Here is a 15542-nt window from a genome sequence, read left to right on the forward strand (position 1 = left end):
GCAACTAGAGCAAGTCAACGCCGTCGCAGCGCACCTGCACAGGGTCTGGGACGCGCTTGGCCGCCAGCGCTGCCTTGCGATGGCGCAACGCCGCCGTCACGGTGGGCCCGTCCTGATAGCTGAAGAACAACAGCAACCGGTGCTCGCCGCCCTCCCCCGGCCGCGCTTGAAGCTCGCGCAACTGATGCTCACGCAACTGCCCCTCACGCGCCTGCCCCTCACGCGACGGTAGCTCAACCGGGCCGACGGTGCGCAGACTGCCTGCGAGTTCAAAGTCCGCCATAAACGCTTCGATCCCTGACGCCTTGCCGGTCAGGGCGGCAATCCGGACCGCGGGCGGCAGCTGGAGTTCGCGGCGCAACTGCATCTCCCGGGCCGCGGCGCCCGCGGGGTCCCAGCGGACCAATGGAGCCACCACCGTGTCCTGGTCGGCCGTGACCACCACCAGCCCTCCTTCCGAGGAAGGCTGGACAAGTGATGCGGCACGGAACCAGCGCCGCAGCACGTCTTCCGGCGTCCGCAGGGACTCGCGACTGAGCATCGAGTTTCCGTCCAGCAGCAGCGCCGCGGCGTAGCCGCCGGGGGCTACCGGCTCAGCACCCGGCGTGGCCACGACCAGGGCCTTCTTCGACTCCACAACGGACTTGATGTGATCCCCGGACGACGACACCACGGTGGCGCCGGGAAACGCCCGCCCAAGCTCCTCCGCCGTCCGCAGGGCACCGATCGCCGAGGCGCGGAGCCGCTGCGATCCGCATTCCGGGCAGGAGCAGTGCGTGGCGAGCCTGCCACACCAGCGGCATGCCGGCACCGCGCTGCGGCCCGATTGCGCCAGCGGCCCGTTGCAGTCAGTGCACCGCGCCGGCGTGCGGCAGTCTTGGCAGGACAACGCCGGTGAAAACCCGGTCCGCGCCACCTGCACCAGCACGGGCCCGCGTTCCAGCCCTTCCTTGGCTGCCAGCCACGCGGCGTGCGGCAAACGCGCCTGCCGAAGCATCGGATCGCGTTCCTGTTGGAACGAATCAGCTGTGTTCAGGATGCGTGGAGCGGCTTTCCGCAGGAAAGGCCGGGAGGACGTGAGCGCCGATGCCCAACCGCTCTCGACCAGCCGCTGCGCTTCGCCGCTGCGCGAGACCCCGGCAAACAGTGCCGCACAGCCGATCTGGGCCGTCCGCAGCAGCAACACTTCGCGCGCATGCTGGTAGGGGGCTCGTTGCTCGATCAGGAGGTCATCGCCGTCGTCCCACAGAGCAACCAGGCCAAGATCCTGCACCGGTGCATAGGCCGCTGAGCGAGTCCCGACCGCCACGGAAACCTCGCCGTGCAGCAGCCGCAGGTAGTTGCGGTAGCGGGGCGTCGGGCCGTCCTCGGCGGTCAACCGCACGTACTGGTCTGCGCCCAGTACCTGTTGCAGTTCTGCTTCCAGGCTCGCCAGGTCCTTTGCGTCTGGAACAACGACGACGGCGCCGCGCCCGCTCTGCCGAACGCTGGCGACGGCGTGGGCTACTTGTGCGGACCACGACGCCGGGCCGTAGGACTTATGGCTGGCCAGGACCGCGCGCGGCGCTGCACCAGCTGCCAGCTGGGCCAGGAAGTTCCCCGCCCCTTCGTAGCCGGCATAGGCGTCGGCCGCCCCCGGTGACGGCTCGGGCGAACCGGTGCCATCGGCAGGCTGTGGATGGGGTCCGGCGGTCTCCCATTCCGAGGCGTAGGGATCCGGGCTTGCGACGGTCGGCGCACCGTCGGCTTCCGAAGGCTCAGCCGGAGCTCCGGCCAGGGCCGCGTCTGGCTCCCGAGCGGCGAATTCCTTGTCGGCCTTCGCCTCCGGAGCCCCCGCCGGCGCCGTGCCCAAGGCCGCTTCAGGTTCCCTGGTGGCGAATTCCTTCTCCACTTTCGCCACGCGGGCGGGGATGGCTGCGCGCAGCACGTCGCTGACGTTGCCGGCGTAGCGCTCCGCCACCGCGGTGGCCAACTGCAGCAGTTCGTCGCTGAGCACCGGCTGTGCCGAGACGACTTTGGCCAAGGGGGCCAGCTTGACCCCTTCCGGCGCTTCCGACGTCCGGCGGGTGATGAACCCGCTCATCTCCTGGCCGCCGAAGCGGGCTTTGACCCGCGCGCCGGGAACGGCCTCGGCGTCAAGAGTTTCCGGCACCAGGTAGTCGAAGATGCGGTCGAGATGCGGCAGCGACGTTTCGATCAGCACCCGGGCCACCGGGTTGGTGGCGGCCGCCGGCGACGTACCGGGAGCCTTCTTCGGCGCGCCGAAGCCTTGCAGCAGGCTCAGCTGATGCGGATCAGAGCCCATCGGGCTCAGGCGTTGAAGTAGCTGCGCAGTGCGTCGGCGCGGTCGGTCCGCTCCCAGGTGAAGTCCGGAATTTCGCGGCCGAAGTGGCCGTGCGCTGCCGTCTGCTTGTAGATCGGCCGCTTGAGCTGCAGGTCGCTGATGATGCCCAGCGGGCGCAGGTCGAACACTTCGTTGATGGCCTGGCCAATACGCGCGGGATCCACCGTCTCGGTCCCGAAGGTCTCCACGTAGATGCCCACCGGCCGGGCCATGCCGATGGCGTAGGCAATCTGGATCTCGGCGCGCCGCGCCAGACCGGCGGCCACCACGTTCTTGGCTACCCAGCGCATGGCATAGGCGGCCGAGCGGTCCACCTTCGACGGGTCCTTGCCCGAGAAGGCACCGCCGCCGTGCCGGGCCATACCGCCGTAGGTGTCCACGATGATCTTGCGTCCGGTCAGTCCGGCGTCGCCCACCGGTCCCCCGATCACGAAGTCGCCGCCCGGGTTGAGGATGTGGCGAACGTCGGTGGTGTCCAGGGAACTGGCCGCGAGCACGGGGTCGATCACATGCGTAGCCAGATCGGCACGCAGGTGGCCCAGGTCCACGCCGGCTTCGTGCTGGCTGGAGATCACCACGGAGTTGACGGAGATGGGCTTATCGCCGTCGTAGCCGACGGTCACCTGGGTCTTGCCGTCCGGACGCAGGTACGGCATGGTCCCGTTCTTCCGGACCTCGGTCAGCCGCTCGGACAGTCTGTGGGCCAGCCAGATCGGGGCGGGCATCAGCACGTCTGTCTCATCGCTGGCATAGCCGAACATGATGCCCTGGTCGCCGGCGCCCTGGGCGTCGCGCTCGTCCAGTCCGGTGCCCTCGCGGCTTTCGAAGGAGTTGAAGACACCGGAGGCGATCTCCGGCGACTGCTGGCCGATGGAGACGGAGACGCCGCAGCGGGCGCCGTCGAAGCCCTTGTCCGAGGAGTTGTAGCCGATCTCCAGGATGGTGTCCCGGACGATCTGCGGAATTTCCACGTAGCCCTGGGTGGTGACCTCGCCGGCCACGTGCACCAGGCCGGTGGTCGTCAGTGTCTCGACCGCCACCCGGGAATCGGGGTCCACACGCAGCAGCGCGTCGAGGATGGCGTCGGAAATCTGGTCGCAGATCTTATCCGGATGGCCTTCAGTCACCGACTCGGACGTGAAGAGCCGCAGATTGCTGTCAGAAGAAGTCACAGACATACCTTACTTGCTGGCGGGGACCGCCACGGAACTGTTGACACGGCCCGAGCGCGCCGGTCATGGGACGAAACAGTGGGACATCAGGTGCACGGACGTCGGGGCTGGCAACCTCAGGACTGGTGCGCTGTGTTGGCTCTGGCCGCGCGGGCGTCGGCAGACGTCAGGACTGGCGCTGCCGTGTTGCCCCTGCCCGCGGGCGTCGGCAGACGTCAGCTCGAGAGTTCGGTGACGATGCGCTTGATGACCACGGCGGCGGCGCTGTCCTTGCTGCCGCGGTGCGTCTGCGGTTCGGCGCCGCTGCGTGCCAGCACGGTGATCTCGGTATCGTCCTGGCCGAACACCAGGTCGCGGCCCACGCGGTTGAGCACCAGGAGGTCACAACCCTTGCGTTCCAGCTTGCTGCGCGCGTAGTCCAGCACGTTTCCGCGGTCGTCGCCGGTCTCGGCCGCGAAGCCAATAATCAGCGGCGTGCCGGCGGTGCCGCGCTGCTGCACGATCTCCACCAGGATGTCCGGGTTCCGGACCAGCGTGATGACCGGGTCCTCGGCGTCGTCGCGTTTCTTGATCTTGCTGTCAGTCACTTCGGACGGCCGGAAGTCGGCCACTGCCGCGGCCATAATCACGACGTCGGAGCGCGCCGCTGCTTCAAGCGTCGCCTCGCGGAGGTCCAGCGCGGTCTCCACCGTGCTGGACTTGATCCCGTCGGGGATGGCGACTTCAAGGTGGGCGGCAATCAGTTCGACCTCGGCCCCGGCGGCGGCTGCGGCCCGTGCCAGCGCGACGCCCTGTTTGCCGGACGACCGGTTGCCCAGGAAACGCACCGGGTCCAGCGGCTCGCGGGTGCCGCCCACGGTGATGAGCACCCGTTTGCCGGCCAGCGGGCCCGGTTCCGCAGCGGCGGCGTCCGAAACCGCCTCGGCAGCGCCCTCAGCAGAGCCGGAAGCAGCTGCCTCAGGCGCGGTTACCGCTGACGTTCCCCGCTGGGTGGCGAGGGACGCTGCGGGATCTGGCACCGCCGTCGGACGCTGTTTCAAGGTTCCGTCAGCGAGTCCGCCGGTAATGAACGCGTAGATGTCCGCCGGTTCGGGCAGTCGTCCGGGGCCGGTGTCCTTGCCGGTCAGCCGGCCGACGGCCGGGTCCATGACGGTGCTGCCGCGGCTGCGCAAAGTGGCCACGTTCGCCACGGTGGCCGGGTGCTGCCACATCTCGGTGTGCATGGCCGGCACAAAGACCACCGGTGCGGTGGCCACCAGCAGCGTGTTGGTCAGCAGGTCGCCGGCCAACCCGGCCGCGGCGCGGGCGAGCAGATCCGCGGTGGCCGGACAGACCACCACCAGATCGGCTTCCTGGCCCAGCCGGACATGATTCACCGACTCCACGTCGTCGAACACGCTGTTGCTGACCGGGTTCCCGGAAAGGGCTTCCCAGGTGGCGCGGCCTACGAACTTCTCGGCGGCGTCGGTCGGCATCACAGTGACGTCGTGGCCGGCTTCCTTAAAGAGCCGGAGCAGGGATGCCGATTTGTAGGCGGCGATCCCGCCGCCTACGCCCAAAATGATCCGCATGCCTGCCCCGGTGTTAGACGCTGGTGAAGTTACTCTGCGACCTTCTCAACGGGCTTGCTGACCAGCAGGCCCTCGTTGATCTCGCGCAGTGCGATGGACAGCGGCTTCTCGTTCAGCTTGGTGTCCACCAGCGGGCCGACGTACTCGAACAGGCCTTCGTGCAGCTGCGAGTAGTAGGCGTTGATCTGGCGGGCACGCTTGGCACCGTAAATCACCAGCGCGTACTTCGAATCCGCAGCTTCCAGCAGGGAGTCGATCGGCGGGTTGATGATGCCTTCGAGGTTGGTCGACACAAAATCTCCAATTTGTTCCGGAACAATTTCTTCCAAGACCTGCTCAGCGCGGGTGCGGAAGAAGTCCCATCAGTGAAACGATCTCGTCTGCCGCCCGCTGGACATCGTCGTTAACGACGGTGAAATCGAACTCGGGCTCGGCAGCAAGTTCTAGTTTAGCGGTTTCCAGCCGTTGCTGCTGTTCCTCGGGTGTTTCGGTGCCGCGGCCCACCAGCCGGCGGACCATTTCGTCCCAGCTGGGCGGGGCCAGGAACACGAAGGTGGCGTCCGGCATGGATTCTTTGACCTGCCGGGCTCCCTGCAGATCGATCTCCAGCAGCACCGACTTGCCGTCGGCCATCGCACGCTCCACGGTGCGGCGCAGCGTGCCGTAACGGTTCCGCCCGTGTACCACGGCCCATTCCAGCATGTCGCCGGTGGACACCAGCCGGTCGAACTCGTCCGAGCTGACAAAAAAGTAGTGGACGCCGTCCTGCTCACCGGGGCGCGGCTCGCGGGTGGTGGCGGAGACGGAGAGCCAGACCTCAGGGTAATGGTCGCGGATATAGGTGGAAACGGTACCCTTGCCGACGGCGGTGGGGCCGGCGAGAACGGTCAGGCGGGGTTTGTCGGACATATCTTCCATCTGTTACTGGGATTCCAAGTGGTCAATCAAGGCACGGCGCTGGTGGACGCCGAGGCCGCGCAGCCGGCGGCTGCGCGCAATGCCGACCGTCTCCATGATGGCGGCGGCTCGGACCTCACCGATGCCCGGCAACGACTCGAGCAGTTCGGCGACCCGCAGACGGCCGATCGACTCCATCGAAGCGGCCGCCTCGATCACCTCGGCGACGGTCATGGCACCGGACTTCACCTTGGCCTTGATCTCCGCGCGGTCAGCGCGGGCTGCCGTCGCCTTCAGCCGGGCGGCCGTGCGCTCGCTCTCCGTCAGCGGTCGAAGACCCACAGCTCCTCCAGACAATCCGGCCCTCGGACATGCGGGCCCGGCGGGCACATTTGGGCGTTAACTGAACTTACCAGAAGCGCACCGCTCCGGCTCGGGCCCGAGCGGGACCCGGAGCCGGAGCGGTAGCCAAGGCCGTTGGACGGGATCTGCGCCGCCGGCCGAGTGCCCGGGCCGAAAAGTGGTAGCCAGGTCCGGTTCAGGACCTGGCTACAGGGCCGACCGTTCAGCCTGAGAAGGCTGCCAGGCCGGCCAGCGTCCGTTCGGTCGCTGCCCGCAGGGCGGCGGTGTCCGGGCCGGCTTTGAGGATGTCCCTGCTGGAGGTCGCCAAGACATTCCCGACGGCGGTGCCGAAGGCTGCCGCTATGTCGGCGCCGGTGGCTCCCTGGGCGCCCAGGCCGGGAGCCAGCAGCGGCCCGTTGACCGCCGCCAGGTCCAGTCCCAGCCGTTCCATCACCTCGGCCCGGACCGTGGCGCCGACCACCAGGCCGACCGAGCCCAGCTCGCCAGCCAGGCCGGCGCCCGCGTTGTCGGCAGCGGCCGCTTCCGCGATCCGCCGGGCCACCGACTCGGCTCCGCCCACGTGCTGCACGCTGGCACCTTCCGGGTTGGAGGTCAGGGCCAGCACGAACACGCCGCGGCCCGTCGCCGCCGCCAGGTCCAGTGCCGGCCGCAGCGATCCGTAGCCCAGGTACGGGCTGAGGGTGACCGCGTCGGCTGCCAGCGGCGAACCGTCGCGCAGCCAGGCGTCGGCGTACGCGGCCATGGTGGAGCCGATGTCGCCCCGCTTGGCGTCCGCGATGCTCAGCACCCCAGCCTCGGCCGAGGCCGCCAGCAGCTTCTCCAGTACCGCCATTCCGGCGGAACCATGCCGCTCGTAGAGCGCCACCTGCGGCTTCAAGGCCGCGGCCTGCTCCCCCACCGCGTCCAGCACGGTGAGGGAAAAGCGTTCCAGACCACCGGCGTCGTCGTTCAAACCCCAGGCGGAGAGCAGCGACGGGTGCGGGTCGATTCCCACGCACAGCGGCCCGCGGGCCGCCATCGCCGTCCGCAGCCGCTGACCGAAGCTGGGCAGCGGCCGGGCGTCAGGCTCAGGCATGGATGGCGGCCTTCAGATTCTCGGCATGCTCCTGCAGGCTGGTCACGTCCCACTCGTACTGGCGCATCGCTTCGATGGCCTGGATGGCGGCGCTGAACTCGGACACCGTGGTGATGATCGGCGTGCCGACCGAGGTCGCGGCGGCGCGGATCTCGTAGCCGTCGCCGCGTGCCTGACCACCGGACGGGGTGTTCAGGATCAGCCCGACGTGGCCCTCGGTGATCAGGTCAACGATGGTGCCTTCACCGTCGTCGGAACGCCCCTCGGCAATCTTCCGCACCGTGGTGGACTGGATGCCGTTGCGGCGCAGCACGTCCGCGGTGCCTCCGGTGGAGAGGATTTCGAAGCCCAGGTCCACCAGCAGCTTGACCGGCATGATGATGGAGCGCTTGTCCCGGTTGGCCACCGAGACAAAGACCTTGCCGGACGTGGGCAGCGCGCTGCCGGCCGCGGCCTGGCTCTTGGCGAAGGCGGTGTCGAAGTACTTGTCGATGCCCATCACCTCGCCGGTGGAGCGCATCTCCGGGCCGAGCAGCGAGTCCACCACGGTGCCTTCCGGGGTGCGGAACCGGCTGAACGGTAGCACGGCCTCCTTGACCGCCACCGGGGCTTCCAGCGGCAGCCGGGAGCCGTCGCCGCTTTCCGGCAGCAGCTTGTAGACGCTGCGCAGCATGTCGATGGACACGCCGGTGCCGATCAGCGCCGCGGCCTTGGCCAGCTGCACACCGGTGGCCTTGGAGACGAACGGAACGGTGCGGGAAGCGCGCGGGTTGGCTTCGATCACGTAGAGCACGTCGGCGGCCAGCGCGAACTGGATGTTGATCAGCCCGCGCACGCCCACGCCCTCGGCAATGGCGGCGGTGGCGTTGCGCACCCGTTCCAGCACCTCGGCGCCCAGGGTGATCGGCGGCAGCACACAGGCAGAGTCGCCCGAGTGGATGCCGGCTTCCTCGATGTGTTCCATGATGCCGCCGACGTAGAGGTCCTTGCCGTCGAAGAGCGCATCGACGTCGATCTCGATGGCGTCTTCCAGGAAGCGGTCCACCAGTACCGGATGGTCGGGGGTGATCTCGGTGGCGTTGGCGATGTAGCGGGACAGGTTGGCTTCGTCGTAGACGATCTCCATGCCGCGGCCACCCAGCACGTACGACGGGCGGACCAGCACCGGGTAGCCGATCTCGTCGGCGATCTTCTTGGCCTCGTCGAAGGAGACGGCGGTGCCGTTCTTCGGTGCGATCAGCCCGGCCGAATCCAGCACCCGCTGGAACGCGCCGCGGTGCTCGGCCAGGTCGATCGCCTCCGGCGAGGTGCCCAGGATCGGGATGCCGGCGTCGGCCAGCGCCTGGGCCAGCTTCAGCGGCGTCTGGCCGCCCAACTGCACAAACACGCCCAGCACGCCGCCGGTACGCTCTTCGGCTGCGATGACTTCCAGCACGTCCTCGAGCGTGAGCGGCTCGAAGTACAGGCGGTTGGAGATGTCGTAGTCGGTGGAGACGGTCTCCGGGTTGCAGTTGATCATCACGGTCTCGTGTCCGGCCTTGCGCAGCGCCATGGTGGCGTGCACGCAGGAGTAATCGAACTCGATGCCCTGGCCAATCCGGTTGGGGCCGGAGCCGAGGATGATCACGGACGGCTTGGCGTGCAGCTCAACCTCGTCCTCCTCGTCGTAGGACGAGTAGTGGTACGGGGTGTAGGCGGCGAATTCCGCGGCGCAGGTGTCCACGGTCTTGAACACCGGGCGGATGCCCAGCGCGTGCCGGACGCCCCGGACCACTGCCTCAGTGGTGTTGGTCAGCTTGCCGATCTGCTGGTCGGAGAAGCCGTGCCGCTTGGCCAGCCGCAGGATGTCCTCGGTCAGTGCCGGGGCCTTGCGAATCTGGGTGGCGACTTCGTTGATCAGCTGCAGCTGGTCCAGGAACCACGGGTCGATCGAGGTGGCTTCGAAGACCTGCTCGATGGTCGCGCCGCCCAGCAGCGCACGCTGCACCAGCGAGAGCCGCTCGGTGGACCCGAACTTGGCCTTCTCCAGCAGTTCGGGCACGTCGAAGTCGTTGACCGGGGCGAACTCCAGCTGGGCGCCCTTTTGCTCCAGCGACCGCAGCGCCTTCTGCAGCGCTTCGGTGAAGTTGCGGCCGATAGCCATTGCCTCGCCCACCGACTTCATGGTGGTGGTCAGCGTCGGGTCCGCGGCCGGGAACTTCTCGAACGCAAACCGCGGAACCTTGACGACGACGTAGTCCAGCGTCGGTTCGAACGCAGCCGGGGTCTGCTGCGTGATGTCGTTGGGAATCTCGTCCAGCGTGTAACCGAGCGAGAGCTTGGTGGCGATCTTGGCGATGGCAAAGCCGGTGGCCTTGGACGCCAGCGCCGAGGAGCGCGAGACACGCGGGTTCATTTCAATCACGACAACCCGGCCGGTGTCCGGTTCGATGGCGAACTGGATGTTGCAGCCGCCGGTGTCCACGCCCACTTCGCGGATCACTGCGATGGAGATATCGCGGAGCTTCTGGAACTCGCGGTCGGTCAGCGTCATGGCCGGCGCCACCGTGATGGAGTCGCCGGTGTGCACGCCCACCGGATCGAAGTTTTCGATCGAGCACACGACGACGACGTTGTCGTTCTTGTCGCGCATCATCTCGAGCTCGTATTCCTTCCAGCCCAGGATGCTCTCTTCGAGCAGCACCTCGCTGGTGGGGCTGTACTGGATGCCGGCACCGGCGATGCGGCGCAGGTCTTCCGGGTTGTAGGCCATGCCCGAGCCCAGGCCGCCCATGGTGAAGGACGGGCGGACCACCATCGGGTAGCCCAGTTCCTCGGCGGCGGCGAAGGCTTCGTCCATCGAGTGCACGATCACGGACTTGGCGGATTCGGCGCCGCAGCGTTCGACGACGCCCTTGAACTTCTCCCGGTCTTCGCCGAGTTCGATGGCGTCGATATTCGCGCCGATGAGCTCCACGTTGTACTTCTCCAGCACGCCGTTCTTGTCCAGCGCGATGGCGGTATTCAACGCGGTCTGGCCGCCCAGCGTGGGCAGCAGGGCGTCCGGGCGCTCCTTGGCGATGATCTTTTCAACCACCTCGGGCGTGATCGGTTCAACGTAGGTCGCATCGGCGAACTCCGGGTCCGTCATGATGGTCGCCGGGTTGGAATTGACCAGGATGACCCGCAGGCCTTCCTCCTTCAGCACGCGCAGTGCCTGGGTGCCGGAGTAGTCGAATTCGGCCGCCTGGCCGATCACGATGGGGCCGGAACCGATGACCAGGACGGACTTCAGATCTTCTCTCTTGGGCATTACTTGCTTTCCTTCGTGGTCTCGGAAGCGGGCTCGGCAGCCGTCTCGGTGGCGGTCTCAGCGGGGCTCTCAGCAGGGCTCTCGGCGGCGGTCTCAGCGGGGCTCTCGGCGGCGGCCCCGGTTTGGGAGCCGCGGGCATCCATCAGCTCGGAAAAACGGTCGAACAGGGTCGCCGCGTCGTGCGGCCCGGCGGCCGCCTCCGGATGGAACTGAACGGAAAAGGCGGGGATGTCCAGGCAGGCGAGGCCCTCCACGACGTCGTCGTTCAGGCAGACGTGGCTGACCTCGACCCGGCCGAAGCGCTCCTCAGGGGCCAGCGTCGGCCCGTCCAGGGGTGCGTCGACGGCGAAACCGTGGTTCTGCGAGGTGATCTCCACCTTGCCGGTGCGGCGGTCCATCACCGGCACGTTGATGCCGCGGTGGCCGTAGCGCAGTTTGTAGGTGCCAAAGCCCAGCGCGCGGCCCAGGATCTGGTTGCCGAAGCAGATGCCGAAGAACGGCAGGCCGGCGTCGAGCACCTTGCGCAGCAGCAGCACCTGGCGGTCCGCGGTGGCGGGGTCGCCGGGCCCATTGGACATGAACATGCCGTCGGGCGAAACAGCTTGGACGTCCTCGAAGGTGGCGGTGGCGGGCAGCACGTGCACCCGGATCCCACGCTCGGCGAAGCGGACCGGGGTCATCGCCTTGATGCCCAGATCGAGGGCCGCGACGGTGAACCGCGGCTCGCCCTCCCAGCCGTGGTCTGCCGGTTCGACGACGTAGGCTTCGGTGACGCTGACCTCTTCGGCCAGCCGGGAGCCTTCCATCGACGGCTGCGCGGTGACCTCGGCTACCAGCTCAGCGGCGGGGCGGGCCGCAGCCTCGCCGGAGAAGATGCCGGCCTTCATCGCGCCGCGCTCGCGCAGGTGGCGGGTCAGCGCGCGGGTATCCACGCCCTGGATGCCCACGATGCCCTGGTTGACCAGTTCGTCGTCCAGGCTGCGCTCGGAGCGCCAGTTGGACGCACGCCGGGCAGGATCGCGGACCACGTAACCGGCCACCCAGATCTTGCGCGACTCTGCGTCGTCGTCGTTCACTCCGGTGTTGCCGATGTGCGGTGCGGTCTGCACTACCAGCTGGCGGGCGTAGGACGGGTCGGTGATGGTCTCCTGGTAGCCGGTCATACCGGTGGCGAAGACCGCCTCGCCCAGTGCGGTCCCGCGGGCGCCGTAGCTGCGGCCGCGGAAGGTCCGGCCGTCTTCGAGCACCAGCAGCGCCGGTGCGGTTGCGGAGGTTGTTTCTGCACTCACGATGTTTCCTAGTCTTCCTGTACGGCGGGTAGGTATGTCTGCAGCTGCGCCAGCAGCGGTTGTTTTTCGGCGGCCTGCCGGGTGCGGAAGGCGGTGTCGACGTCGCGCTCCCCCAGTTTCCACGTGATCACGGCGAGCCCTTCGGATTCCACGAACTTGCCCACCATGCCGCTCTCGGTCCGCACGGCGGAGATGGCTTCGGCCGGGATGTAGACGTCGGTGGAGCCGGGACGTTCGATCAGCACGCCGTGTGGATAGGTCCGCAGCGTGGCCTTGGTCCGGATGCCCAGGCCGTGGACGGCCACACGGTCCAGCCAGTCCCCCGCCGTGGTGGTGACCACGTACATGCCTTCGTAGTAGCCGAAAGGGTTGGCGGTGTCCGCCGGGATCTGCGGCAGCGGCGCGATGTCCTGCTGGCGTTTGAGCCGGTTCCGCCAGCCCACCGCCACCAGCACAATCAGCACGACGGCGACGGCGAGCATCACCATGCCGGCTTGGAGTTGGGTCATCTCATCCCTCCTCTGCCGGGCGTGCAGGCGTGTTCAGAGTGCCGTCCAGCACGGTGGGGTGTCCATTGAGGAACGTGGCCACCACGCGGCCGGGCAGCTGCCGGCCGGCGAACGGAGAGTTCCTGCCTTTGGTGGCCATGGCCGACGGGTCCACGGTCCATCGGGCCGCCGGATCCACCAAGGTGATGTTGGCGGCCGAGCCGGTTGCCAGCGGCTGGCCCTGTCCGGTCAACCGGCCGATCCGGGCCGGCATCGCTGAGGTGATCCGGGCGAAGTCGGCCCAGCCGATCAGCCCGGATTCGATCATGGTGTGCTGCACCACGGACAGCGCGGTTTCCAGGCCGGTCATGCCCATCGCGGCCTGCGCCCACTCGCACTCCTTGGCTTCGGACGGGTGCGGCGCGTGGTCGGTGCCGATCACGTCGATGGTGCCGTCGGCCAGGCCGGCCCGCAGCGCCTGCACGTCCTCGTCGGTGCGCAGCGGCGGGTTGACCTTGTAGACCGGATCGTAGCTGCGTACCAGCTCGTCGGTCAGCCACAGGTGGTGCGGCGTGACCTCGGCGGTGACCTTGATGCCGCGGGCCTTGGCCCAGCGAATGATCTCCACCGATCCGGCCGTCGAGACGTGGCAGACGTGCAGCCGCGAATCCACGTGCTGGGCCAGCAGCACGTCGCGGGCGATGATGCTCTCCTCGGCCACGGCCGGCCAGCCGGTCATCCCCAGCACCGCCGAAACGGTGCCTTCGTTCATCTGGGCCCCGTCGGTCAGCCGCGGCTCCTGCGCATGCTGGGCGATCACGCCGTCGAACGCCTTGACGTATTCCAGCGCACGGCGCATCAGCACCGGATCGGAAACGCAGATGCCGTCGTCGGAGAACACCCGGACCCGGGCGCGGGAATCGGCCATGGCGCCCAGTTCGGCCAGCCGTTCGCCGGCCAGCCCCACGGTCACTGCGCCCACCGGGCGGACGTCGGCCCAGCCGGCGGTGCGGCCCAGGGTGTACACCTGCTCGACGACGCCGGCGGTGTCCGCCACCGGCGACGAGTTCGCCATCGCGTGCACCGCGGTGAAGCCACCCAGGGCTGCGGCGCGCGTGCCGGTCTCCACCGTCTCCGCATCCTCGCGCCCCGGCTCGCGCAGGTGGGTGTGCAGGTCCACCATGCCGGGCAGCGCAATCAGCCCGTCGGCGTCCACCACGACGGCGCCTGCCGCGCTGAGCGCGCTGCCGACCTCGGCGATCTTGCCGTCGCGGACCAGCAGATCGGCATGGTCCCCGCCGGTCAGCGAGGCTCCCCGGATCAGGTAGCTGGGCTGGGTGCTGAACTCGGTCACTTGGCCTCCTGGGCGGCGGTCGGTGCGGGGGCGGCGGACGCGGTGCCGCCGGAAAGCAGAAGGTAGAGGGTGGCCATCCGGACGGCCACGCCGTTCCGGACCTGGTCCAGCACGGTGGAGCGCGGCGAGTCGGCTGCCGCCGAGGAGATTTCCAGTCCGCGGTTCATCGGGCCGGGGTGCATGATGATGGTGCCGTCGCGGCCGGAGGCGTCCAGCGCTGCCAGCCGGAGGTCGTTGAAGCCCCAGCGGCTGGAGTACTCCTGCGTGGACGGGAAGTAGGCGGCGTTCATCCGCTCGCCCTGCACCCGCAGCATCATCACGGCGTCGGTTCCCGCGGCCAGCGTGGCGTCCAGGTCGTAGCTGATGGTGCACGGCCAGTCGCGGCTGCCCACCGGCAGCAGCGTGGGCGGCGCCACCATGGTCACGTCGGCGCCCAGCGTACGCAGCAGCCACAGGTTGGAGCGGGCCACCCGGGAGTGCAGGATGTCGCCGACAATGGCCACCTTCATGCCGGCCAGGTCGGTCCCGGTGGAGGCGGTGCCGTTGAGCTTGGCCCAGGTGCGCCGGAGCGTGAACGCGTCCAGCAGCGCCTGGGTGGGGTGCTCGTGCGTGCCGTCGCCGGCATTGACCACGGCGGCGTCGATCCAGCCGGAGCCGGCCAGCCGCGCCGGCGCCCCGGAGGCCCAGTGCCTGATCACGACGGCGTCGGCGCCCATCGCCTCCAGGGTCTGGGCGGTGTCCTTGAGCGATTCGCCCTTGGACACCGAGGATCCCTTGGCGGCGAAGTTGATCACGTCGGCCGAGAGCCGCTTGGCGGCAGCCTCAAAGGAGATCCGGGTGCGGGTGGAGTCCTCAAAGAAGAGGTTGACCACGGTACGGCCGCGAAGCACCGGGAGTTTCTTGACCTCGCGCAGCGACACGGCGGACATTTCCTCGGCAGTGTCCAGGATCTGCACCGCGTCCGACTTGGCCAGGTCCGCGGTGGACAGCAGATGTTTCATGCGCTGAAATCCTCGATGACTACCTCGTCGGCGGCCGGGCTGCCGTTGTTCGTATCGATTTCGGCGAGCCGGACCCGGACCTTCTCCACCGAGGACGTGGGCAGGTTCTTGCCCACGTGGTCGGCCCGGATCGGCAGCTCGCGGTGCCCGCGGTCCACCAGGACGGCCAGCCGGACAATCCGCGGCCTGCCCAGGTCCACCAGGGCGTCCAGCGCCGCGCGGATGGTGCGGCCGGAGTAGAGCACGTCGTCCACCAGCACCACGACCTTGTCGTCAATTCCGGCTGCCGGCAGCTGGGTGGGCAGCGGCGTACGCGTGGGGTGACGGCGGAGGTCGTCGCGGAACATAGTCACGTCCAGCTGGCCGATGATGTCTTCGGCAGCGACGGAAGGATCGGCGGCGGCGATCTTGTCGGCCAGCCGGCGGGCCAGCGGGTAACCGCGGCGCGGAATGCCCAACAGGACCAAATCTTGGGACCCCTTGTTCGCCTCGAGGATCTCGTGGGCGATGCGGGTCAATGCGCGGTTAATGTCCGCTTCGGCAAGTACAACTCGCGACGATGCCGGCTGTTGCGCCGGTGAGTCGGTGTTCATATTTTGCCGCCTCCTTCCCCGCCTCACTGGACGGAATTTAAAGGTTGCTTGCGCCCTCAAAATTACCACGGTCGGCGCGGCCCGGCCGCTTCATGACAGCCGC

Annotated in this window: 13 protein-coding genes; all 13 read right to left on the reverse strand. The window is 68.3% G+C overall.

What is annotated here, in order from left to right; genetic code table 11:
* Positions 1 to 4 precede the first annotated feature (4 nt).
* The 13 genes from E4J89_RS19695 to pyrR all read right to left on the reverse strand — a co-directional run bounded on the left by E4J89_RS19695 (position 5) and on the right by pyrR (position 15439).
* A complete protein-coding gene (locus tag E4J89_RS19695) occupies positions 5 to 2305 on the reverse strand; it encodes a primosomal protein N' (RefSeq protein ID WP_136785351.1) in 2301 nt (766 codons plus the stop codon).
* 5 nt (positions 2306 to 2310) lie between these two features.
* Positions 2311 to 3516 (reverse strand): methionine adenosyltransferase, encoded by a 1206-nt coding sequence (gene metK / locus E4J89_RS06625; protein ID WP_240691758.1) that lies wholly within the window; start codon positions 3514 to 3516, stop codon positions 2311 to 2313.
* Between the two features lie 215 nt (positions 3517 to 3731).
* Entirely contained in the window at positions 3732 to 5087 is a 1356-nt protein-coding gene (locus E4J89_RS06630) for a bifunctional phosphopantothenoylcysteine decarboxylase/phosphopantothenate synthase (RefSeq protein ID WP_136785353.1), read from the reverse strand.
* 29 nt (positions 5088 to 5116) lie between these two features.
* Positions 5117 to 5380: a DNA-directed RNA polymerase subunit omega gene (gene rpoZ / locus E4J89_RS06635; RefSeq protein ID WP_136785354.1), complete on the reverse strand. Its 264-nt coding sequence runs from the start codon at positions 5378 to 5380 to the stop codon at positions 5117 to 5119.
* 43 nt (positions 5381 to 5423) lie between these two features.
* The gene (gmk, locus tag E4J89_RS06640; protein WP_136785355.1) at positions 5424 to 5996 is read right to left on the reverse strand and encodes a guanylate kinase; all 573 of its coding nucleotides are present in this window, start codon (positions 5994 to 5996) and stop codon (positions 5424 to 5426) included.
* A 12-nt stretch (positions 5997 to 6008) separates the two neighbouring features.
* Positions 6009 to 6326, reverse strand: a complete 318-nt coding sequence (gene mihF / locus E4J89_RS06645) for an integration host factor, actinobacterial type (RefSeq protein WP_136785356.1) — start codon at positions 6324 to 6326, stop codon at positions 6009 to 6011.
* A 223-nt stretch (positions 6327 to 6549) separates the two neighbouring features.
* The gene (gene pyrF, locus E4J89_RS06650; RefSeq protein WP_136785357.1) at positions 6550 to 7422 is read right to left on the reverse strand and encodes an orotidine-5'-phosphate decarboxylase; all 873 of its coding nucleotides are present in this window, start codon (positions 7420 to 7422) and stop codon (positions 6550 to 6552) included.
* On the reverse strand, positions 7415 to 10714 hold the full coding sequence (gene carB, locus E4J89_RS06655; protein ID WP_136785358.1) for a carbamoyl-phosphate synthase large subunit: 3300 nt from the start codon (positions 10712 to 10714) through the stop codon (positions 7415 to 7417). Before carB ends, pyrF begins: the two co-directional genes overlap by 8 nt.
* On the reverse strand, positions 10714 to 12003 hold the full coding sequence (gene carA / locus E4J89_RS06660; RefSeq protein ID WP_136785359.1) for a glutamine-hydrolyzing carbamoyl-phosphate synthase small subunit: 1290 nt from the start codon (positions 12001 to 12003) through the stop codon (positions 10714 to 10716). Before carA ends, carB begins: the two co-directional genes overlap by 1 nt.
* A gap of 8 nt (positions 12004 to 12011) precedes the next feature.
* Entirely contained in the window at positions 12012 to 12512 is a 501-nt protein-coding gene (locus E4J89_RS06665; RefSeq protein ID WP_136785360.1) for a hypothetical protein, read from the reverse strand.
* 1 nt (position 12513) lies between these two features.
* Entirely contained in the window at positions 12514 to 13845 is a 1332-nt protein-coding gene (locus E4J89_RS06670; RefSeq protein WP_136785361.1) for a dihydroorotase, read from the reverse strand.
* Complete coding sequence (locus E4J89_RS06675) at positions 13842 to 14846, reverse strand: aspartate carbamoyltransferase catalytic subunit (RefSeq protein WP_136785362.1); 1005 nt, start codon at positions 14844 to 14846, stop codon at positions 13842 to 13844. Before E4J89_RS06675 ends, E4J89_RS06670 begins: the two co-directional genes overlap by 4 nt.
* Complete coding sequence (gene pyrR, locus E4J89_RS06680) at positions 14843 to 15439, reverse strand: bifunctional pyr operon transcriptional regulator/uracil phosphoribosyltransferase PyrR (protein WP_136785363.1); 597 nt, start codon at positions 15437 to 15439, stop codon at positions 14843 to 14845. Before pyrR ends, E4J89_RS06675 begins: the two co-directional genes overlap by 4 nt.
* Positions 15440 to 15542 lie beyond the last annotated feature (103 nt).

Source organism: Arthrobacter sp. CAU 1506, assembly GCF_005047635.1.
GTDB lineage: Bacteria > Actinomycetota > Actinomycetes > Actinomycetales > Micrococcaceae > Crystallibacter.

Coding starts and splice junctions, on each gene's coding strand:
- E4J89_RS19695 (WP_136785351.1), bottom strand. CDS start 2,305: ATGGGCTCTGATCCGCATCAGCTGAGCCTGCTGCAAGGCTTCGGCGCG.
- E4J89_RS06630 (WP_136785353.1), bottom strand. CDS start 5,087: ATGCGGATCATTTTGGGCGTAGGCGGCGGGATCGCCGCCTACAAATCG.
- gmk (WP_136785355.1), bottom strand. CDS start 5,996: ATGTCCGACAAACCCCGCCTGACCGTTCTCGCCGGCCCCACCGCCGTC.
- pyrF (WP_136785357.1), bottom strand. CDS start 7,422: ATGCCTGAGCCTGACGCCCGGCCGCTGCCCAGCTTCGGTCAGCGGCTG.
- carB (WP_136785358.1), bottom strand. CDS start 10,714: ATGCCCAAGAGAGAAGATCTGAAGTCCGTCCTGGTCATCGGTTCCGGC.
- E4J89_RS06665 (WP_136785360.1), bottom strand. CDS start 12,512: ATGACCCAACTCCAAGCCGGCATGGTGATGCTCGCCGTCGCCGTCGTG.
- E4J89_RS06675 (WP_136785362.1), bottom strand. CDS start 14,846: ATGAAACATCTGCTGTCCACCGCGGACCTGGCCAAGTCGGACGCGGTG.
- pyrR (WP_136785363.1), bottom strand. CDS start 15,439: ATGAACACCGACTCACCGGCGCAACAGCCGGCATCGTCGCGAGTTGTA.